General features: G+C 70.0%; 14 protein-coding genes and 1 tRNA gene. 5 read left to right on the forward strand and 10 right to left on the reverse strand.

All coding sequences use genetic code 11. The annotated features are described in order from the left end of the window. The first annotated feature begins 61 nt into the window (after positions 1-61). Positions 62-874 carry a helix-turn-helix domain-containing protein gene (locus tag AB0C96_RS09820; RefSeq protein WP_362915498.1) on the forward strand — a complete coding sequence of 271 codons (813 nt, stop codon included), beginning with the start codon at positions 62-64 and terminating at the stop codon, positions 872-874. A gap of 429 nt (positions 875-1,303) precedes the next feature. Here the strand turns inward: AB0C96_RS09820 and AB0C96_RS09825 are convergent, their stop codons facing one another. The 3 genes from AB0C96_RS09825 to AB0C96_RS09835 all read right to left on the reverse strand — a co-directional run bounded on the left by AB0C96_RS09825 (position 1,304) and on the right by AB0C96_RS09835 (position 4,539). Then, entirely contained in the window at positions 1,304-3,031 is a 1,728-nt protein-coding gene (locus AB0C96_RS09825) for an immunity 49 family protein (protein WP_362915500.1), read from the reverse strand. 43 nt (positions 3,032-3,074) lie between these two features. Next, positions 3,075-3,998, reverse strand: a complete 924-nt coding sequence (locus tag AB0C96_RS09830) for a recombinase zinc beta ribbon domain-containing protein (RefSeq protein ID WP_362915501.1) — start codon at positions 3,996-3,998, stop codon at positions 3,075-3,077. Between the two features lie 307 nt (positions 3,999-4,305). Next, the gene (locus AB0C96_RS09835) at positions 4,306-4,539 is read right to left on the reverse strand and encodes a DNA-binding protein (protein ID WP_362915503.1); all 234 of its coding nucleotides are present in this window, start codon (positions 4,537-4,539) and stop codon (positions 4,306-4,308) included. 137 nt (positions 4,540-4,676) lie between these two features. On the opposite strand from AB0C96_RS09835, the gene AB0C96_RS09840 reads away from it, so the two are divergent. Further along, the gene (locus tag AB0C96_RS09840) at positions 4,677-6,332 is read left to right on the forward strand and encodes a tyrosine-type recombinase/integrase (RefSeq protein WP_362915505.1); all 1,656 of its coding nucleotides are present in this window, start codon (positions 4,677-4,679) and stop codon (positions 6,330-6,332) included. A gap of 96 nt (positions 6,333-6,428) precedes the next feature. On the opposite strand, the gene AB0C96_RS09845 is transcribed toward AB0C96_RS09840, so the two are convergent. Next, positions 6,429-6,502, reverse strand: a tRNA-Thr gene (locus tag AB0C96_RS09845). Positions 6,503-6,680: 178 nt separating this feature from the next. Between AB0C96_RS09845 and ugpC the strand changes: the two genes are divergently transcribed. The 3 genes from ugpC to AB0C96_RS09860 all read left to right on the forward strand — a co-directional run bounded on the left by ugpC (position 6,681) and on the right by AB0C96_RS09860 (position 9,304). Further along, positions 6,681-7,817, forward strand: coding sequence for a sn-glycerol-3-phosphate ABC transporter ATP-binding protein UgpC (ugpC, locus tag AB0C96_RS09850; protein WP_362915507.1), 1,137 nt, complete (start codon positions 6,681-6,683; stop codon positions 7,815-7,817). A gap of 276 nt (positions 7,818-8,093) precedes the next feature. Beyond that, a complete protein-coding gene (locus AB0C96_RS09855; RefSeq protein ID WP_362915508.1) occupies positions 8,094-8,516 on the forward strand; it encodes a hypothetical protein in 423 nt (140 codons plus the stop codon). 59 nt (positions 8,517-8,575) lie between these two features. Then, entirely contained in the window at positions 8,576-9,304 is a 729-nt protein-coding gene (locus AB0C96_RS09860; protein ID WP_362915510.1) for a nucleotidyltransferase family protein, read from the forward strand. 479 nt (positions 9,305-9,783) lie between these two features. Here AB0C96_RS09860 and AB0C96_RS09865 read toward each other — a convergent pair whose 3' ends face one another. From AB0C96_RS09865 to ispD, 6 genes are all read right to left on the reverse strand, one after another. Beyond that, positions 9,784-11,406, reverse strand: a complete 1,623-nt coding sequence (locus AB0C96_RS09865) for a DoxX family membrane protein (protein WP_362915512.1) — start codon at positions 11,404-11,406, stop codon at positions 9,784-9,786. 187 nt (positions 11,407-11,593) lie between these two features. After that, the gene (gene rlmB / locus AB0C96_RS09870; protein WP_362915514.1) at positions 11,594-12,547 is read right to left on the reverse strand and encodes a 23S rRNA (guanosine(2251)-2'-O)-methyltransferase RlmB; all 954 of its coding nucleotides are present in this window, start codon (positions 12,545-12,547) and stop codon (positions 11,594-11,596) included. A 140-nt stretch (positions 12,548-12,687) separates the two neighbouring features. Further along, positions 12,688-14,079 (reverse strand): cysteine--tRNA ligase, encoded by a 1,392-nt coding sequence (gene cysS / locus AB0C96_RS09875; protein WP_362915516.1) that lies wholly within the window; start codon positions 14,077-14,079, stop codon positions 12,688-12,690. Between the two features lie 196 nt (positions 14,080-14,275). After that, the gene (locus tag AB0C96_RS09880) at positions 14,276-14,680 is read right to left on the reverse strand and encodes a PPOX class F420-dependent oxidoreductase (protein ID WP_362915518.1); all 405 of its coding nucleotides are present in this window, start codon (positions 14,678-14,680) and stop codon (positions 14,276-14,278) included. Between the two features lie 180 nt (positions 14,681-14,860). Further along, a complete protein-coding gene (gene ispF, locus AB0C96_RS09885) occupies positions 14,861-15,382 on the reverse strand; it encodes a 2-C-methyl-D-erythritol 2,4-cyclodiphosphate synthase (protein ID WP_362915602.1) in 522 nt (173 codons plus the stop codon). Beyond that, the gene (ispD, locus tag AB0C96_RS09890) at positions 15,375-16,121 is read right to left on the reverse strand and encodes a 2-C-methyl-D-erythritol 4-phosphate cytidylyltransferase (RefSeq protein ID WP_362915520.1); all 747 of its coding nucleotides are present in this window, start codon (positions 16,119-16,121) and stop codon (positions 15,375-15,377) included. Before ispD ends, ispF begins: the two co-directional genes overlap by 8 nt. Positions 16,122-16,265: the final 144 nt, after the last annotated feature.

The following is a 16,265-nucleotide window of genomic DNA, read 5'->3' on the forward strand; positions in this document are numbered from 1 at the left end:
ACGTTAAGGTCCCCTAAGTCTTTCCTATACCTTTACCTACTAAAGATTGAGTAATAAGAGGATGTCAGCAGCTCTGCCACCGATTGGCCGTTTCCTGAAGGCGTGGCGCGCCCAGCGCGACCCCAACCAGGTGCCAGGCTTCACCGCCCGGTTCGGCCCCAGGACCAAGCCAGGGATCAAACAGGTGGAGTTGGCCCAGCTCACCGGGGTCTCCACTACCTGGGTGCGTGAGCTGGAGGGCGGCCGGGCTAAGAACCCGTCGGTGGAATGGCTGGAGCGCATCGTGCGAATACTTGACCTCGACCCCGCCCAGCGCCACACGCTGTTCGTCTACGCCACCGGCCAGGAGCCACCGCTGCTGTACCGTCCGGACGCTTCGAACCTGGACCCCTCGACCGCAGCTCTCATCCGGGTCCAGCCCTGGCCGGCATACATCTCGGACTTCGCCTGGGACGTGCTCCTCTACAACGAGGCGAGCGAACGCGACTGGCCGTGGATGAAGCACGGCATCAACATCATGATCTGGGCCCTGACCTTCCCCGAAGCCCGCCTGCAGCTCATCAACTGGGAAGAGGACTGGGCCAAGCCGATGGCCTCCCAGCTGCGACTGCGCGCCGAAGCGCACCCGGACAACCGGCGCCTGGCCGAAGTCATCGCCCAGATCAAGGAGCGCGACAAGGTAGCGCGCAGAATCCTCGAGGAAGACCTGACGTCCGTCACCCACCCCGACGGCGACCGGCGCTGGCTCTACCTGCCCGGCCACGGCGACGAGGAGTTCGAAGTCGTCTTCCGCACCTTTGCCCCACTCAGCGACTACAGCCAGCGATTCATGTGCGTTGTTCCCGCGGCCGAGGCTCACGCCCTGGCGAGCTGAGCTTGTATTTAACAGGCTGATGACTGAATGTGACTGTCTGGGTGGCGAGACGTCGATGCCTCCGCGGGGTCGGTCGAGCGGCATTCACTGCTCGTCCGACCCCGCGGCCCGTCCTGTGTGTCAGCCCCGCAGGAAGCCGTCCCCGTGCGCGCTGATGAGGGCCTCCCGGGCGCTAAGGGCATCCTGAGCCGCCTGTTCCGACCCTCAGCCGCGCCGCTCCGCGTAGTAGGCCTCGCCGAGACGGACACTCCCCTCTTCGGTCAGGCAACCGCGCAGGCGTGGGACCGGCTGCACCCCCGGCTGACCCGCCGTGCCGCCGGGCTCGAAGAACCGCCGTCCGGCATCACGTCATGACGTGGGGCGAGTCCTCGCCAGCGGCCAGGCTCACAGCAGAAACTCCGTGATTACGACGTGGTGCGGCTCCCGATCTCAGGTCGAGAACTCCCCGTACCATCCCCGGTTGAGCAGGTACTTCGGCAGGTACGGCGACGCGGTGTCGACGGGGAAGTCCCAGTCGTGGGCGAGGCAAGCCATCGCGAGGGGCCCCAGGGCCACGCGACTGCGCGGATCGTTCGTCGAGCCGTTCCAATAGCGGTCGTGGTGGGCCAGGGCCTCGGTGAAGGCTTCGGCGAAAGCGGCGTGGTCGTTGGTGATGAGCCGGTGGAAGAGGGCGACGGGCTGGTAGTCGACCAGGTCCAGGAAGACCTTCGGGGTGCGGGTCGCCACGTGCGGGTGGGACGTCTCCATGGTGGCGAGCAACTTGGGGACGATGTCATCCATGGGCTGGCGCAGCCAGTGGCTCTGCAGCGTATCGATCCAGTGGAAGACGTAGTCGTCCTGGGCGCTGGCCCGGCGCAGGTCGTCCAGCGGGACCTGGCTCAGAAGCGTGAGCCGGTCCATTTCGCGGCAGACGAGGGCGAGCCAGAAGGCGTCGAGCCAGGCGCGTGCGTCAGCGTACGGAGCAGGGCCGGTGGCTGGCAGGGTCAGCACGCGGTCGCTGACCCGGCACTCCACGGTGCCCTCCCGAGCGAGGGTGGTGGCGAACATCGCGGAGCCAATCTGCATGGCGGTGACCCAGGCCTCCCAGGTCTCCAGCATCGCGGCGTCGGGGTCGTCCGCGCAGCGGGCGTGGGCGACGGTCAGGGCCGCCGCGAAGGCGTCGCCGAGGCTGCTCGGATCCTGCTCCAGCCGTCCGGTGAAATCGCCCACCGCGCACGCCAGTTGCTCAATGCCGGCCGTTGGGCTTCCGGCGGGGTTCTCCTGCTCCCCGCGCAGTTTCTTCATCAACTCCAGCAGCTCCTGCGGCGGCTGCACGGACAGGGAACGGCTCTCGTGGTCGAAGACCGTGAGGCAGACCAGGCGTGACTGGTGCCACCAGTACAGCCTGGGTGTGAGCGAGCCGGGGCCATCCTCGTAGGCGCCGAGGGCATAGGCGGCCAGGTCGTTGACCGCGTCGACCACGGTGCCATCGATGATCGGATGGAATGCCAGCAGGTGCCGGTTGGGAACGGCGACGAGCGCCCCGGCCTCCGGCAGCTCCTGGCCTGTGACGGCCCGGGCCAGTTCGGGCAGCACGAGCGCCTTGCTCGCGACGAAGTGCGAGTCGCCGCCGACCGAGTGCAGCAGCGCGCCCGACGGCCCGCGCACCTCCACGTGCTCCACCGGCTCGCCCAGCAGGTTCATCCGGCCCGCCGCCCACAGCTTGTCGAGACCGGCGCGAGCCACGTCGGTGTCAGTCAGGATTCGTATGGAGGTGGGTGTGTCCAGGGCCAGGGCCATGACGAGGTCCTCGGCCACCGGCCGGGCGTAGCGGAAGTGGCCGGCGGCGTCTGCGGGGAAGGTGTCGGCGGGCAGGAGCCGCAGGTATGACTGCCGCAGCAGCTCTTCCGCACCCTCCCCGCCCTGGGATGCACTCTCCAGTCGGGCGAAGTGCTCGGCGACCAGCTCCGGCCAGTGCTGCTCCGCCACCGTGCGGCACCGCTGCGCCAGCGCCGTCAGCGGGCTGAGGCGCCCGTCACGCTCGACGGCGCCTTCCTCGACCGTGGGGCGTATTCCGTCCCGGGCGAGGAAGTAGTCGGCCGCCAGATGACGAAGGCGTTCGGCCTGCGGCACGGTGAGCATGGGCAAGTGGGCGTCGGGCGCGTGGTGTCGGGTCACCCGGCAACTCTATTAAGCCCGGTCCGCTACCCCACGTGCAGCATCAGGTGCGCCACTCGATCTCAATCCGCTCGCTCGGATCACGGTGCCTGCCACGGCCGACTGCCAGCACCCGCACCTTGGCGATCTCCACACAGACCAAAGCGCGCTGTGAAGAACGGGGCGCCGAATTCCACCACTCCACCAGGTTCGTGACACCGTCGATCGGGAGATCCGTCATCTGCTCCAGGAACCGCAGCCGATTGCGCGACTGGCGCAGGTCGTCCTTCGTGGCCTTCTCCGCGGCGGCGTACGCAGCCGCCACCAGCACGTTGCGCATGTTGCGCAGTTCCTCGAACCGCTTCTCGGCGCCGGCGATGTGCTCCTTGAGGCGCTCCGCTTCGGCCCGGATGTCGGCCAGCAGCCGCGCCAGATGCTCCTGAGCGCCCGGCCGTAGGAGCTCAGCAAGCACCTCCTCGGTTACCGAGTCTTCGAGGCGGTCGGCATTCATCCGGACTCGTCCACACGAAGGCTGCCTGGCGCGTGGCGGCGGGCAACGGTAGGACGGATCGGCGTCACCGGTCACCCGCGTCCCCACCATTGCGTGCTGGCAACTGCCGCACTCGGCCTCACCATCGGTCAGCAGGTACTCGAACGCCTCGCGCGCTTCGGGTTGTTGGCTCCGCTGCTCCGCGAACAGCGCCAACACACGCCGGTATTCATCTGGCGTCAGAACGGTCGCGCCGAAGTCTTCGATCGGGTTGCCGTCGCTGTCCAGACCGGCCATGCGCGGGTGGCTGAGCACCCGCGTCAGCACCTCGGGAACCCACTCATTCCCGAACGTGGTGCGATAGCCCTCGCGGTTCATCCAGCGGCATGTCTCTGCCTTGTTCTGCCCAGCGAACAGGCGCGACGCGGCCTTCCGTAGGGCCCCGGCCTCCTGAGGGTGCAGCACCCCGCGGCTTTGGTAGCCCGACAGCCGTGCCATGAGTCTCCATCCGATCGGGAGCGTGATCGCCTGCCCATTAGCGACCACTTACCTCCGTAATAGGTCACGATATCTGGACTGCATGGCCGGCACGGCTTTGAGGGTGCGCATGTAGCAGGAGGAAAGGCGTTTGCGCACGTCACAAGGCCAACCCGAAGTTGACATGTGACACGCATCACTACAACCGTTGAGATGTAAACAACCTCAAGCAACAATGCGCACCACATATCCCTGACCCGCGCGAAAGGGCCCGACCAGCCGCCCTCGAGGGACAGTGAGCCGAGCCCATAGGGCGCAACGCATCACCTCACGAAGGTACGCCCAACGCCTCCCACAGGCTCAACGTCGCAACCTTCTGCGTCTCGCCCACCGGGATCGTCTTCGCCGGGAACTTCTCCGCCTTGATCAGCGCATACGCCTTGTCGGTGCCGATCCCGAACGCACGCGCAGCCGTCGCCACGCTCACCGCAGCAGGCAGCGACCGCAGCTCCTCAATCGACATCCCGCCCCGCGCACGGGCCGACACGCCGGAGCCAGTCACAGATGAGGTCATAGGTGGTCACATCCCTCTTCCCCGCGCCACCTGACCGGAAGCATACGACGGCCAAGGAAGCGCCTCCTTCGCTACAGCAAGATCAGGACACGTACGGTGATCCAGCCCAAACCAGGGGGCCCAGCGTGTTCGACGGCAGCATCTACCGCCGATGCAAGTGCACCGAGCCGAAGCTCGACGACCAAGGCCAACCCGCCCTCGACGCGAGAGGCAAACCCAAGGTCCGTGAACTCGGCTCCGCATGCCCGCAGTTGAAGAAGCGCGACCACGGCTCTTGGTACTACTACCTCAACCTCCCCGACGGCCCCGGAGGAGAGCGGCGGCGCCCCCGCAAAGGAGGCCACAGCACCTCCAAGAAGGCCAAGGAGGAAGCGCAAAAGATCTGGGACGAGGCGCACGACGGCATCGACATCGACTCCAAGGAGACCGTCGCCGCCTACCTCAACCGCTGGATGGACAAGCGCGTCGACCTCAAGCGCGGCACCCGCGACGACTACCGCGACTACATCGACCGCATTTTCATACCCGCCCTCGGCCACCTCACCATGCGCGAACTCCGAGAGCGCCACATCCAGGAGATGTTCAAGAAGGTCTGGGCGTTCAACAAGGTCAAGGAAACCAACCGCCTTGCCGCTCAGCAGGCCAAAGCCGAATGCGACGACGCCTACCGCGCATGGAAGCAGGCTCCCAAGCCCCGGCCCCAGCACTTTCGGCAGCGGTGGGACGCAGCCAAAGCTGCCCTCAAGGAAGCTCGCACCAAGCCCCGCCGGGACACCGGCCCCGGCACACAGAAGAAGTACAAGAACACCCTTGCCGCAGCCCTCGACGACGCGGTCACCGAGAAGCTGATCACCGAGAACTGGGCGAAGAACGTCACCCTCCCCAAGTACGAGCGCCCCGAAGCCCTCGTCTGGACAGACGAACGCGTCGCCCGCTGGAAGCTCACCGGCGAGAAGCCCAGCCCCGTCATGGTGTGGACCCCCGAACAGACCGGCGAGTTCCTCGACGCCGCAGTCGACCACCCCATGTACGTCATGTGGCACCTCATGGTGTTCCGCGCGCCCCGCCGCGGTGAAGCATCAGGCCTGCCCTGGACCGAAGTCGATATGACCCGGGGCGTCGCCAAGATCGTCGAGCAACTGGTCACCGGCTCTGCCTACCAGGTGTGGGAGGACACCCCCAAGAGCCGCGCAGGCAAACGCACCCTCACCCTCGACTCCGCGACTTTCGCCCTCCTGACCGCCTGGCGCGAAGTGCAGAAAGCCCAACGCGCCGAGTGGGAAGAGAAGCACCGCGACAACCCCGACAAGTACGGCCCTTACATCGACTCCGGCAAGGTCTTCACCCAGGCCGACGGAAGCCCGTGGCACCCCGACAACGTCTCCCAGGCCTTCGAGCGGTTCATCAAGCGCCTCGGCCTGCCTCCCATCCGGCTTCACGACCTGCGGCACTGCGCCGCGTCCCTCAGCCTCGCTGCCGGCCTGTCCATGAAGGCCATCCAGGCCCTGCTCGGCCACAGCAGCTACCAGCTCACCGCCGATACGTACACCTCACTGATGCCGCAGTTCGAGCAAGCGGCAGCCAACGCCCCAGTCGACCTCGTGCCGCGCCGCAGCACCGCCGAGCAGCTCACGGCCCCGGAGACGCCACCTGTCGCCGCAGAGGAGGAACCAGCCGCGCCCACAGAGGTCAGAGAGCTTGACCAGAGCGCCGGAGACGGCCGCCATCTCTACGTTGTTTTGCCCTCTGTCCCCCTCGATGACGGCGCCGACGCCGCCTGACGCCCTGTCCCCCGCTTGTCCCCCGGGCCATGAAAAAGCCCCCTCGGAGATGACTCCGAGGGGGCTTTCCACTGCGTTTTTCCTGGTCAAGCTCAGAGCCCCCTGTCGGATTCGAACCGACGACCTTCGCTTTACAAGAGCGGTGCTCTGACCAGCTGAGCTAAGGAGGCGTGCGGGAAGAGTGTACCCAGGCGAGCCCGGTGTCTGGCTCGCGAATTTCATTCGTGCGGGGCTACTGACACCGGGGCCGGGCCCAGGTAGCGTCGCGGGCAGTCCACGGATGTGGACCACTCCACTCCTTTTACTCGGATCGTCCGGCACGTTCCTGCCGGTGAAGGGACTCTCACCATGGCTACGGTCACGTACGACCAAGCAACCCGTATCTACCCGGGTTCCGACAAGCCCGCCGTCGACAAACTGGACATCGCCATCGAAGACGGCGAATTCCTCGTCCTGGTCGGCCCCTCCGGATGCGGCAAGTCCACCTCGCTGCGGATGCTCGCAGGGCTGGAGGACGTCGACGCAGGCGCCATCCGCATCGGGGACCGCGACGTCACGCACCTTCCGCCCAAGGACCGGGACATCGCCATGGTGTTCCAGAACTACGCGCTCTACCCGCACATGACCGTCGCGGACAACATGGGCTTCGCGCTCAAGATCGCCGGCGTGCCGAAGGCCGAGATCCGGCAGAAGGTCGAGGACGCGGCCAAGATCCTCGACCTCACGGAGTACCTGGGACGCAAGCCCAAGGCGCTCTCCGGTGGTCAGCGGCAGCGGGTCGCGATGGGCCGGGCGATCGTCCGTGAACCGCAGGTGTTCCTGATGGACGAGCCGCTGTCCAACCTGGACGCGAAGCTCCGCGTGCAGACCCGCACACAGATCGCCGGTCTCCAGCGCCGGCTCGGCATCACGACGGTGTACGTCACGCACGACCAGGTCGAGGCGATGACGATGGGCGACCGGGTCGCGGTCCTCAAGGACGGCCTGCTCCAGCAGGTCGACTCGCCGCGGAACATGTACGACCGGCCGGCGAACCTGTTCGTCGCCGGGTTCATCGGCTCGCCCGCCATGAACCTGGTCGAGGTGCCGATCACCGACGGCGGCGTGAAGTTCGGCAACAGCGTCGTGCCGGTCAACCGCGAGGCGCTCACCGCGGCCGCCGACAAGGGCGACCGTACGGTGACCGTGGGCGTGCGCCCCGAGCACTTCGACATCGTCGAGCAGAACGGCGCCGCCGCGCAGTCACTGTCCAAGGAGACCGCGGACGCCCCGGCCGGCCTCGCCGTGACGGTCAACGTGGTCGAGGAACTCGGCGCCGACGGCTACGTCTACGGCACCGCCGAGGTCGGCGGCGAGGTCAAGGACCTCGTCGTGCGGGTCAACGGCCGCCAGGTCCCGGAGAAGGGCAGCCAGCTGCACGTCGTACCGCGCCCGGGTGAGACGCACGTCTTCTCGACGTCGTCCGGGGAGCGCCTCTCCGACTGACGGGAAGGCGCCGCGAGCGGCGCACCGTGAGTGAGAACGGCGGTGGTGCGGGGTAGAACCCCTGCGCCGCCGCCGTTGCCCATCCGGTCCACCACGGTTGCACATGCGGCCCGTTGCCGTTTGTGCGTCCGGCCCGCCGCGCAGCGAGCAAATCGGGACGTAACGGACCTTTTCGTACCGGTGCGTCAACATCACAACCGCACCGACGAGCCCTTACGTCCCCCGATAAGGTGACCAAATGTCGCCAAATCATCACTCGTCGCTACCATCTCGACCGTGAACTCCGCAGCCCGCCACATTGGCAGAACTCTCGCCCTCGTACTCCCCGTCGTGCTCGTGCTCTCCGGGACACTCGCGGTCACCCGCGTCCCCTGGGCGTCGACGGCCACCGACTCGCAGGTGCTGACCGCATCGTCCGGAAAGGCCTCCACGAAGGCCGGCCCGAGCTCCCCCGAGGACGCCGTGCGCAAGCAGCTCCTGATCGACGTGCAGAGGCAGGACCCCGGCGTCGCCTTGACCCACCTCCAGGAGGCGATCGCCAAGCGCCCCTCGCTCGCCAGGCACTGCGCCTTCCTCGCCCGCCAGATCGGCCGGGCCGCGGTCGCCAAGTACGGCGGCGCCGCACACCGCGCCCAGGCCTACTCCCGCCCGGTCTGCGACACGTCCTACGCCTCCGGCGTCGCCGCCGCTGCCCAGTGACCGTTACGCGCACCACAGCCGCCCCGTGACCCTTGCTCGCACCGCATAGGGTGCGAACCATGACAGGCGCCCCGCATCCGTACCCCACGCAGGCCGTGGTCCTGGCCGGTGGCCAGGGCGCACGTCTCCGCCCCTATACCGACGACCGCCCCAAGCCGATGGTCGAGATTCCCGGCACCGGGACCCCGATCATCGGCCACCAGCTGAACTGGCTGGCCGGGGAGGGCGTCACGGACGCCGTCGTCTCCTGCGGCCACCTGGCCGACGTGCTCCAGGACTGGCTGTCACAGGCCCAACTGCCGTTGCGCGTCACGACCGTTGTCGAGACCGAGCCGCTGGGTCGCGGCGGTGGCCTCAAGCACGCGGCCGGCTTCCTGCCCCGCCCGGACGAGCCCTGGTACGCCACCAACGGCGACGTCTGGACCCGCTTCCCGCTCCGTGAAATGGCCGCCTTCCACCACGAACGCGACGCCGAGGCGACCCTCGCGCTGGCCCGTCCCCGCATCCCCTGGGGCGTCGTGGAGACCGACGCCTTCGGCCACGTACTCGACTTCATCGAAGCGCCGCCCTCGCCGTATCTGATCAACGCCGGCGTCTACGTCTTCTCCGCCGCCTTCAGGGAGCTGCTCCCCACCCGCGGCGACCATGAGCGCACCACCTTCCCCCGCCTTGCCCGCGAACGCCGCCTGGCAGGTTTCCCCCTCCCGCAGGGCGCCTACTGGCGCGCCATCGACACGGCCAAGGACCTCACGGCGGCGGCCGAGGAGCTGGGCGCACAGGCCGACTGAGGCTCGCCGTCGACCCCGACCATCGACCTGCCGTCGACCTGCCGTCGACCGGCGAGGTGGCCCGACGCTGTCCGTCCATCCGAACCCGCCGGCCGCCCGTTATCGGCCCGGACCTTGGGCCCTTCACCCTGCCGACCGCCATCGCGTCGTGTCGCGTCGCACCGTCCCTGCGCAGGCGCTGCGCGCCGTCCCCGCGCCGCCCCAGCGCCGTCCCAGCGCTGTCTCTCCCGCCGCCCCAACCGCTGTCCCCTCGGGGGCCGTTGAGCGGCCTGTGAGGGCCCGTGCAGGCTTGTGGCGACCCTCGGCTCTCATGAGCTCGCGCATGGGCCCGCACATGGATCCCCAGCCGCTTGCGCACATGGACCCGCCCACCCCCCGAAGGGGGTGGGCGGCGGGGAAGACAGGAGAGGGGAAACGAGGAGCGAGGGGGAGAGAACGAAGAGCGGCCGGAAGCGAAGCAGGAGCCGAGTTCGCGGCGCCTAGCCCAGGAGGCCGCCCAGGGTGTTCCCGTGGCCTCCGGAGTCTCCGGAACCGCTGGAGCCGGAGGAGCCCGTGCCGGTCGTGCCGCCGCCCGTGCCGCCCGCCGCGGAGGGGACATGGGTCGGGGCGGGGGCGCGGGTCCGGAGGCTCTGCTGGGGGGCGCTGGTGGTGGCGCCGGGCTGCTGCGAGAGGCCGCTGGTGCTGCCCGTCGTGCGGCCGGTGCCCGGCGTCGCCGTGGTCCGGGGCTTGTGGGCCTTGCGGGAGGCGCCCGCGGAGGGCGTACCGGGGCGGGGGGCACCGGTGTGCCGCTGGCCGGGCCGGGTGGCGCTCTGGCCGGGGCGGGGCAGCGGCGAGCCGGGCAGGTTGTTGATCGCGGGCTCGCCGGGCCGCGGCACGGTCGCGACCGTCGCGGACCGTACGGCGCCGCCCAGCAGCGAGCCGATCAGCAGGGTCAGCCCGGCCACCACCGTGGTCATCATGGCGCCGCGGCGCAGCACCCGGCGCCGCAGATCGCCGACCTCGACGCGGGGGCCGAGCCGCCGCCAGGCCTCGCCGGCCAGCCGGCCGTCGAGGGAGTAGACCGGGGCGCCCGCGATGATCAGCGGGCTCCAGGCGGCGAGGTAGATGATGTCGGGGGCGTCGTAGGCGGGGACCGTGCGCCAGCTGACGGTCATCAGCAGGGCCGCGGAGAGCAGCGCGCCGATCGACGCCGCGAGGCGCTGCCACAGTCCGCAGATGGTCAGTACGCCGACGACGACCTGGAGGAAGGCGACGGTCAGTCCGGCGCCCACGGGGTGCGCGACGGCGAAGTCGCGCAGCGGCACGGCCAGCGCCCAGGGGTCGAGCGACAACAGCCACTTGACCATGGAGCCGCGCTCCCCGCCGTCGAAGTAGACGGGGTCGCAGAGCTTGCCCATGCCGGCGTAGACGGAGATCAGACCGAGGAAGATGCGCAGCGGGAGGAGGACCACGCCGAGGTTCATCCGGCGGCCGGGGTAGTAGGCGTGGCGCACGGTGTCGGCGCCGCGTCGCCTGTTCCCGGACCCGTAGTGGTCGTCGGCCTCGAAGCCGTCGTCCTCGTAGCCGTCGTCGTCCTGGCGGTGGGCGCCGTAGCGACCGGTGTGATCGCCGTAGTCGTCGCCGTAGGCGCTGCCCACGGGGCGGGCACCGCGCAGCAGGGTGGTGTCCGCATCGATGGGGCCGCGCTGGCCGATCACGGTCTGGGCGGGGGCGGTCTCGTCGAGGCGGATCCGGGGCAGGACCTGGGTCGTGCCGATGTCCTCGCCCTGGCCGTCGTCGAGGCCGATGCTCGCGTTGCGCACCGCGTGCAGGAGTTGGGTGGTGGCGCCGGCGGTGCCGCCCGGTGCGGTGCGGCCGCTCCACACCACGGGAGCCCGGCGTCTGGCGCCGGAGGCCGGGGCCCGGACGGCGGGGATGCGGGCGGTCTCGGCCGTGGCCCCGCCGGCCGCCGACGCGGCGAGCTGTACGCGGAAGCTGGCGTGGTTGACGATGACCTGCGCGGGATCGCACGGCACCTTGACCGAGCTCAGGCCCGGCTCGTCATCGAAGCCCGGCGAGCGTCCCCCCGTAGGCGTGCGGGGTGTTCTGGTGTCCACGCTCATCTAACCGAGTGACTCGCGCATAAGACACTGCCTTGACCGGGCCGATCTGTCCGAGACCCGTCAAAAGATCACAGGATACCCGGAAGACGTACGGAGGGTCAGGCTTTGCCCCGAGGTGTGGCATGCGTCGGCGCACCGCCGTGCGCCGCGCGCGTACCTGCCACCCCGGGGCTCACGGGGTCGGGGTTCAGCCGCGGCGCCGCGCCGCCTCCCACAGGACGACACCCGCCGCGACACCGGCGTTCAGGGACTCCGCGCCGCCCGGCATCGGGATCCGGACGCGCAGGTCGCAGGTCTCGCCGACGAGCCGCGACAGACCCTTGCCCTCGCTGCCGACGACGATGACGACCGGGCCGTCCAGGACGTCGAGGTCCTGGAGCTCCACATCGCCGTCCGCGGCCAGGCCGACCACCGTCAGCCCGGCCTTCTGGTACGACTCCAGGGCCCGGGTCAGGTTGGTGGCGCGGGCGACCGGCGTACGGGCCGCGGTGCCCGCCGAGGTCTTCCAGGCACCGGCCGTCATACCGGCGGCGCGGCGCTCCGGCACGACCACGCCGTGGCCGCCGAAGGCGGAGACGGAGCGGACCACGGCGCCCAGGTTGCGCGGGTCGGTGACGCCGTCCAGCGCGACGATCAGCGGGTCCTCGCCGGCGTCGAAGGCCGCCGCGGACAGGTCCTCGGGGTGCGCGTAGTCGTACGGCGGGATCTGCGCGACCAGGCCCTGGTGGTTGAGCCCGTTGGTCATGCGGTCCAGCTCGGGGCGCGGCGCCTCCATGAGGTTCATCCCGCGCTCGGTGGCGAGCTGGAGCGCCTCGCGCACCCGCTCGTCGCTGTCGATGAACTGCTGGACGTACAGCGTGGTGGCGGGCACGCCCTCGCGCAGCGCCTCGACGACCGGGTTGCGGCCGACGACCAGCTCCGCGGTGCCCTTGGCGCCGCCGCGCCGCGGGGCCGGGCGGCGCGCCGCGGCCTGCTTCGCCTGGGCGTTGGCGATGCGGTTCTTGACGTGCCCCTTGCGCGCGGACGCGGGCGGGGTCGGGCCCTTGCCCTCCAGGGACCGGCGCCGCTTACCGCCACTGCCGACCTGGGCGCCCTTCTTGTTGGACGTGCGGCGGTTCCTGCGCTGGCTGTTGCCGGCCATGGGTCACCTGTTTCTTCACTGCTCTCGACGTCTCGCGACGTGGAGTGGGTACGTACGTATGGATTGAGTGTCGCCCGCGGCCACCCGGAAGGGCGAATCCGGGTGCCGCGCTCACGGAGAGCGAGCGGGTGGGGACGCGGTCAGGACAGCGACCAGCGCGGGCCCGACGGGGTGTCCTCGATCGACAGCCCCGCCTGCTGGAGCTGGTCGCGGATGGCGTCGGCCGTGGCGTAGTCCTTGCGGGAGCGGGCGGCCTGGCGCTGGTCCAGGACGAGGCGCACCAGGGAGTCCACGACCCCGTGCAGGTCCTCGCCGCGGTCCGTACCGCCCGACCAGCGCTCGTCGAGGGGGTCCAGGCCGAGCACGCCGAGCATGGCGCGCAGCTCGGCCAGCCGGGCCACCGCCGCTTCCTTGTCGTCGGCGGTCAGCGCGGAGTTGCCCTGGCGGACCGTGGTGTGCACGATCGCCAGCGCCTGCGGGACGCCGAGGTCGTCGTCCATCGCCTCGGCGAAGGCCATCGGCACCTCGGGCGCGGGCTCGACGACGCCGGCCTTCTCGACCACGCGCTGGACGAAGCCCTCGATCCGCGCGAACGCCGACTCGGCCTCGCGCAGCGCGTCCTCGCTGTACTCGATCATCGAGCGGTAGTGCGGGGTGCCGAGGTAGTAGCGCAGCACGATCGGGCGCCAGCGCTTGACCATCTCCGAGACGAGCACCGAGTTGCCCAGCGACTTGGACATCTTCTCGCCGCTCATGGTCACCCAGGCGTTGTGCGCCCAGTACCGGGCGAAGGTGTCGCCGAAGGCCTGGGCCTGGGCGATCTCGTTCTCGTGGTGGGGGAAGACCAGGTCGACGCCGCCGCCGTGGATGTCGAAGACGGAGCCCAGGTACTTGTGGGCCATCGCCGAGCACTCCAGGTGCCAGCCGGGTCGGCCGCGGCCCCAGGGGGTGTCCCAGCTGGGCTCGCCCTCCTTCGCGGCCTTCCACATGGCGAAGTCGCGCGGGTCGCGCTTGCCGGTCTCGCCCTCGCCGGACGGTTGCAGGAGATTGTCCAACTCCTGGTTGGACAGCTGGAGATACTCCGGGAAGGACTTGACGTCGAAGTAGACGTTGCCGTCCGCGGCGTAGGCGTGGCCGCGTTCGATCAGGCCGCGCATCATCTCGATCATCTCGGGGATGTGGCCGGTGGCGCGCGGTTCGTAGGTCGGACGCAGGCAGCCGAGGGCGTCGTACCCCGTGTTGAAGGCGACCTCGTTCTCGTAGCCGATCGCCCACCAGGGGCGGCCCTGCTCCTCCGACTTCGCAATGATCTTGTCGTCGATGTCCGTGACGTTGCGTACGAACGTCACGTCGTAGCCGCGGTACTCGAACCAGCGGCGCATGATGTCGAAGTTCAGTCCCGACCTGATGTGCCCGATGTGGGGAGCGGCCTGCACGGTCGCACCACAGAGGTAGATCGAGACGCAGCCCGGCGTGAGCGGGGTGAAGTCGCGAATCTGCCGGGCGCTGGTGTCGTACAGGCGAATCGTCACGGAACCAGGGTAGTCGGAACCCGGCAGTGCCCCGTGACGCATGGGCCACAGGGGCACAGATCCGTGATATCGGTCCGATTTGCCGGGTGTGAGTGCCGGATGTCAGTGCCGGGTGTCAGTGCCGGATATCGGTGCTGGGCGTCCGGCCGGTGTCGTCGTCGGGCACGCGGGCACACGGGCGCCCTGTCGGGGTCGGTCAGATACGACCCACCACCTTGCGCGGTGTGATCCGGACCACCACCCGCTCGTCGTCCTCGACCGCCTGCGGGTTGAAGTCGGCGTAGTCCTTGCCGGTGTACTTCCGGGACAGCTCGTCGATGAGCTGCCGGCCGCCCTCGGTGGTGAGCGTGGCCGTACCGCGGATCTCGGCGTAGCTGTACGGGGCGTCGAAGGGCTGGACGACGATGGAGACGCGGGGGTCGCGGCGGAGGTTGCGTTCCTTGCGCCGGCCGACGGTCGTGGAGAACAGGATCTCCTCACCGTCCCGCTTCACCCAGACCGGGGAGAGCTGGGGGCTTCCGTCGGGCTGGATCGTCGCCACCGTGATGAAAACGGGGGTGTCGAGGAGCGTCTTGAGGTCGTCGGAGAGGGTGGCAGTCACTGGGGTCCTTCCTGTGGCCGTTCCGATGGGACGGGGCCGGTGGGGCGGTTCCACTGGACCCGAGCACTCCGATTCTTCCCCCAACGCCCAAGCGGCGCCCGGCATTCCCGCACCGTGCGGGAAAATGCCGGGCGCCGCGTGTCAAGCTCCGGGTGCCGTTTCCGGCCAGGCGGAATCCGCTCAGGCCGCGCGGAAGACGATCGCGGTCGCGACCGCCGCCAGGCCCTCGGCGCGGCCCGTCAGGCCGAGCCCGTCCGAGGTCGTGCCGGAGACCGAGACCGGCGCCCCGACGGCCTCCGAGAGCGCCTTCTGCGCCTCGTCGCGCCGCTTGCCGACCTTCGGGCGCACGCCGATGACCTGCACCGCGACGTTGCCGATCGTGAAGCCCTCGGCCCGTACGATCCGCGCGGCCTCGGCCAGCAGCGTCACGCCGGAGGCGCCGGACCACTCGGGGCGGCCGGTACCGAAGTGGGCGCCCAGGTCGCCCACGCCGGCCGCCGAGAACAGCGCGTCGCAGGCGGCGTGGGCGGCGACGTCGCCGTCGCTGTGGCCGGCCAGGCCGTAGCCGTCGCTCTCCTCGGCGCCCCACAGCAGGCCCGCGCACCACAGCTCGCGGCCCTGCTCGAAGGCGTGCACGTCGGTGCCGATGCCGACGAGCGGGACGGCGGCGGTCGGGGTCGGGGTCGGGGTCGGGTCAGACATAGCCATCGGTGGCCCTCCTCCGGGCGAGTACGGCCTCGGCCAGGACCAGGTCCAGCGGCCGGGTCACCTTGAACGCCTCCTCGTGGCCGGGGACGACCACGACCGGCGCGCCGAGCCGTTCGACCAGCCCGGCGTCGTCGGTGGCGCCCTCGCCCTCGACGGCGGTGTCGTGCGCCTTGCGCAGGATCTCCGGGTCGAAGCCCTGCGGTGTCTGGACGGCGCGCAGCAGGGCCCGCTCCGGGGTGCCGACCACCGGCTCGGGGGTCCCCTGGGGCTGCGGCTCGACCTGCTTGACGGTGTCGGCGAGCGGCAGCGCCGGGACGACCGCGGGGGCACCGGCGCGGACCGCCGCGACCACCGCGTCGACGGTGTCCACCGGGACCAGCGGGCGGGCCGCGTCATGGACCAGCACGACGTCGATGCCCGGCGGCAGCGACGCCAGGCCGAGCCTGACCGACTCCTGGCGGGTCCGACCGCCGGGGACGACGACGAGGTCGGTGCGGTCGGCGAGCGGGTACTCGTGCAACAGGCGGTCGACCTCGGCGGCGCCGTCCGGCGGGGCGACGACGACGATGAGCGAGACGGCACGGGAGGCGGCCATCGCGCGGACGGCGTGCACCAGCATGGGGGTGCCGCCCAGCGCGCGCAGCGCCTTGGGGGTGCCGGGACCGAGCCGGACACCGCGGCCGGCGGCGGGGATCACCGCGGCGGTACGGATCGGGCGGGAGGGTTCTGACATCGATGGCTCCGGAGTCCGGGCCGAGCCCGGAATTGGCGCAGACAGGTTTGTTTCCTCGGGCGAGGTGGGTATGGCCTGGGGGGTACCCCTGCTCCGTGAGCCGGGGAGTGCCGGGTACGACGTCTCGACCGGACCCTTCCGTGA

This window comes from Streptomyces sp. NPDC048506 (assembly GCF_040651315.1).
Classification (GTDB): Bacteria; Actinomycetota; Actinomycetes; order Streptomycetales; family Streptomycetaceae; genus Streptomyces.

Bases quoted from the DNA above. Each gene is read 5' to 3' on its own strand.
- AB0C96_RS09820 (WP_362915498.1), top strand. From the start codon at position 62: ATGTCAGCAGCTCTGCCACCGATTGGCCGTTTCCTGAAGGCGTGGCGC.
- AB0C96_RS09830 (WP_362915501.1), bottom strand. From the start codon at position 3,998: ATGGCACGGCTGTCGGGCTACCAAAGCCGCGGGGTGCTGCACCCTCAG.
- ugpC (WP_362915507.1), top strand. From the start codon at position 6,681: ATGGCTACGGTCACGTACGACCAAGCAACCCGTATCTACCCGGGTTCC.
- AB0C96_RS09860 (WP_362915510.1), top strand. From the start codon at position 8,576: ATGACAGGCGCCCCGCATCCGTACCCCACGCAGGCCGTGGTCCTGGCC.
- AB0C96_RS09865 (WP_362915512.1), bottom strand. From the start codon at position 11,406: ATGAGCGTGGACACCAGAACACCCCGCACGCCTACGGGGGGACGCTCG.
- rlmB (WP_362915514.1), bottom strand. From the start codon at position 12,547: ATGGCCGGCAACAGCCAGCGCAGGAACCGCCGCACGTCCAACAAGAAG.
- ispF (WP_362915602.1), bottom strand. From the start codon at position 15,382: ATGTCTGACCCGACCCCGACCCCGACCCCGACCGCCGCCGTCCCGCTC.
- ispD (WP_362915520.1), bottom strand. From the start codon at position 16,121: ATGTCAGAACCCTCCCGCCCGATCCGTACCGCCGCGGTGATCCCCGCC.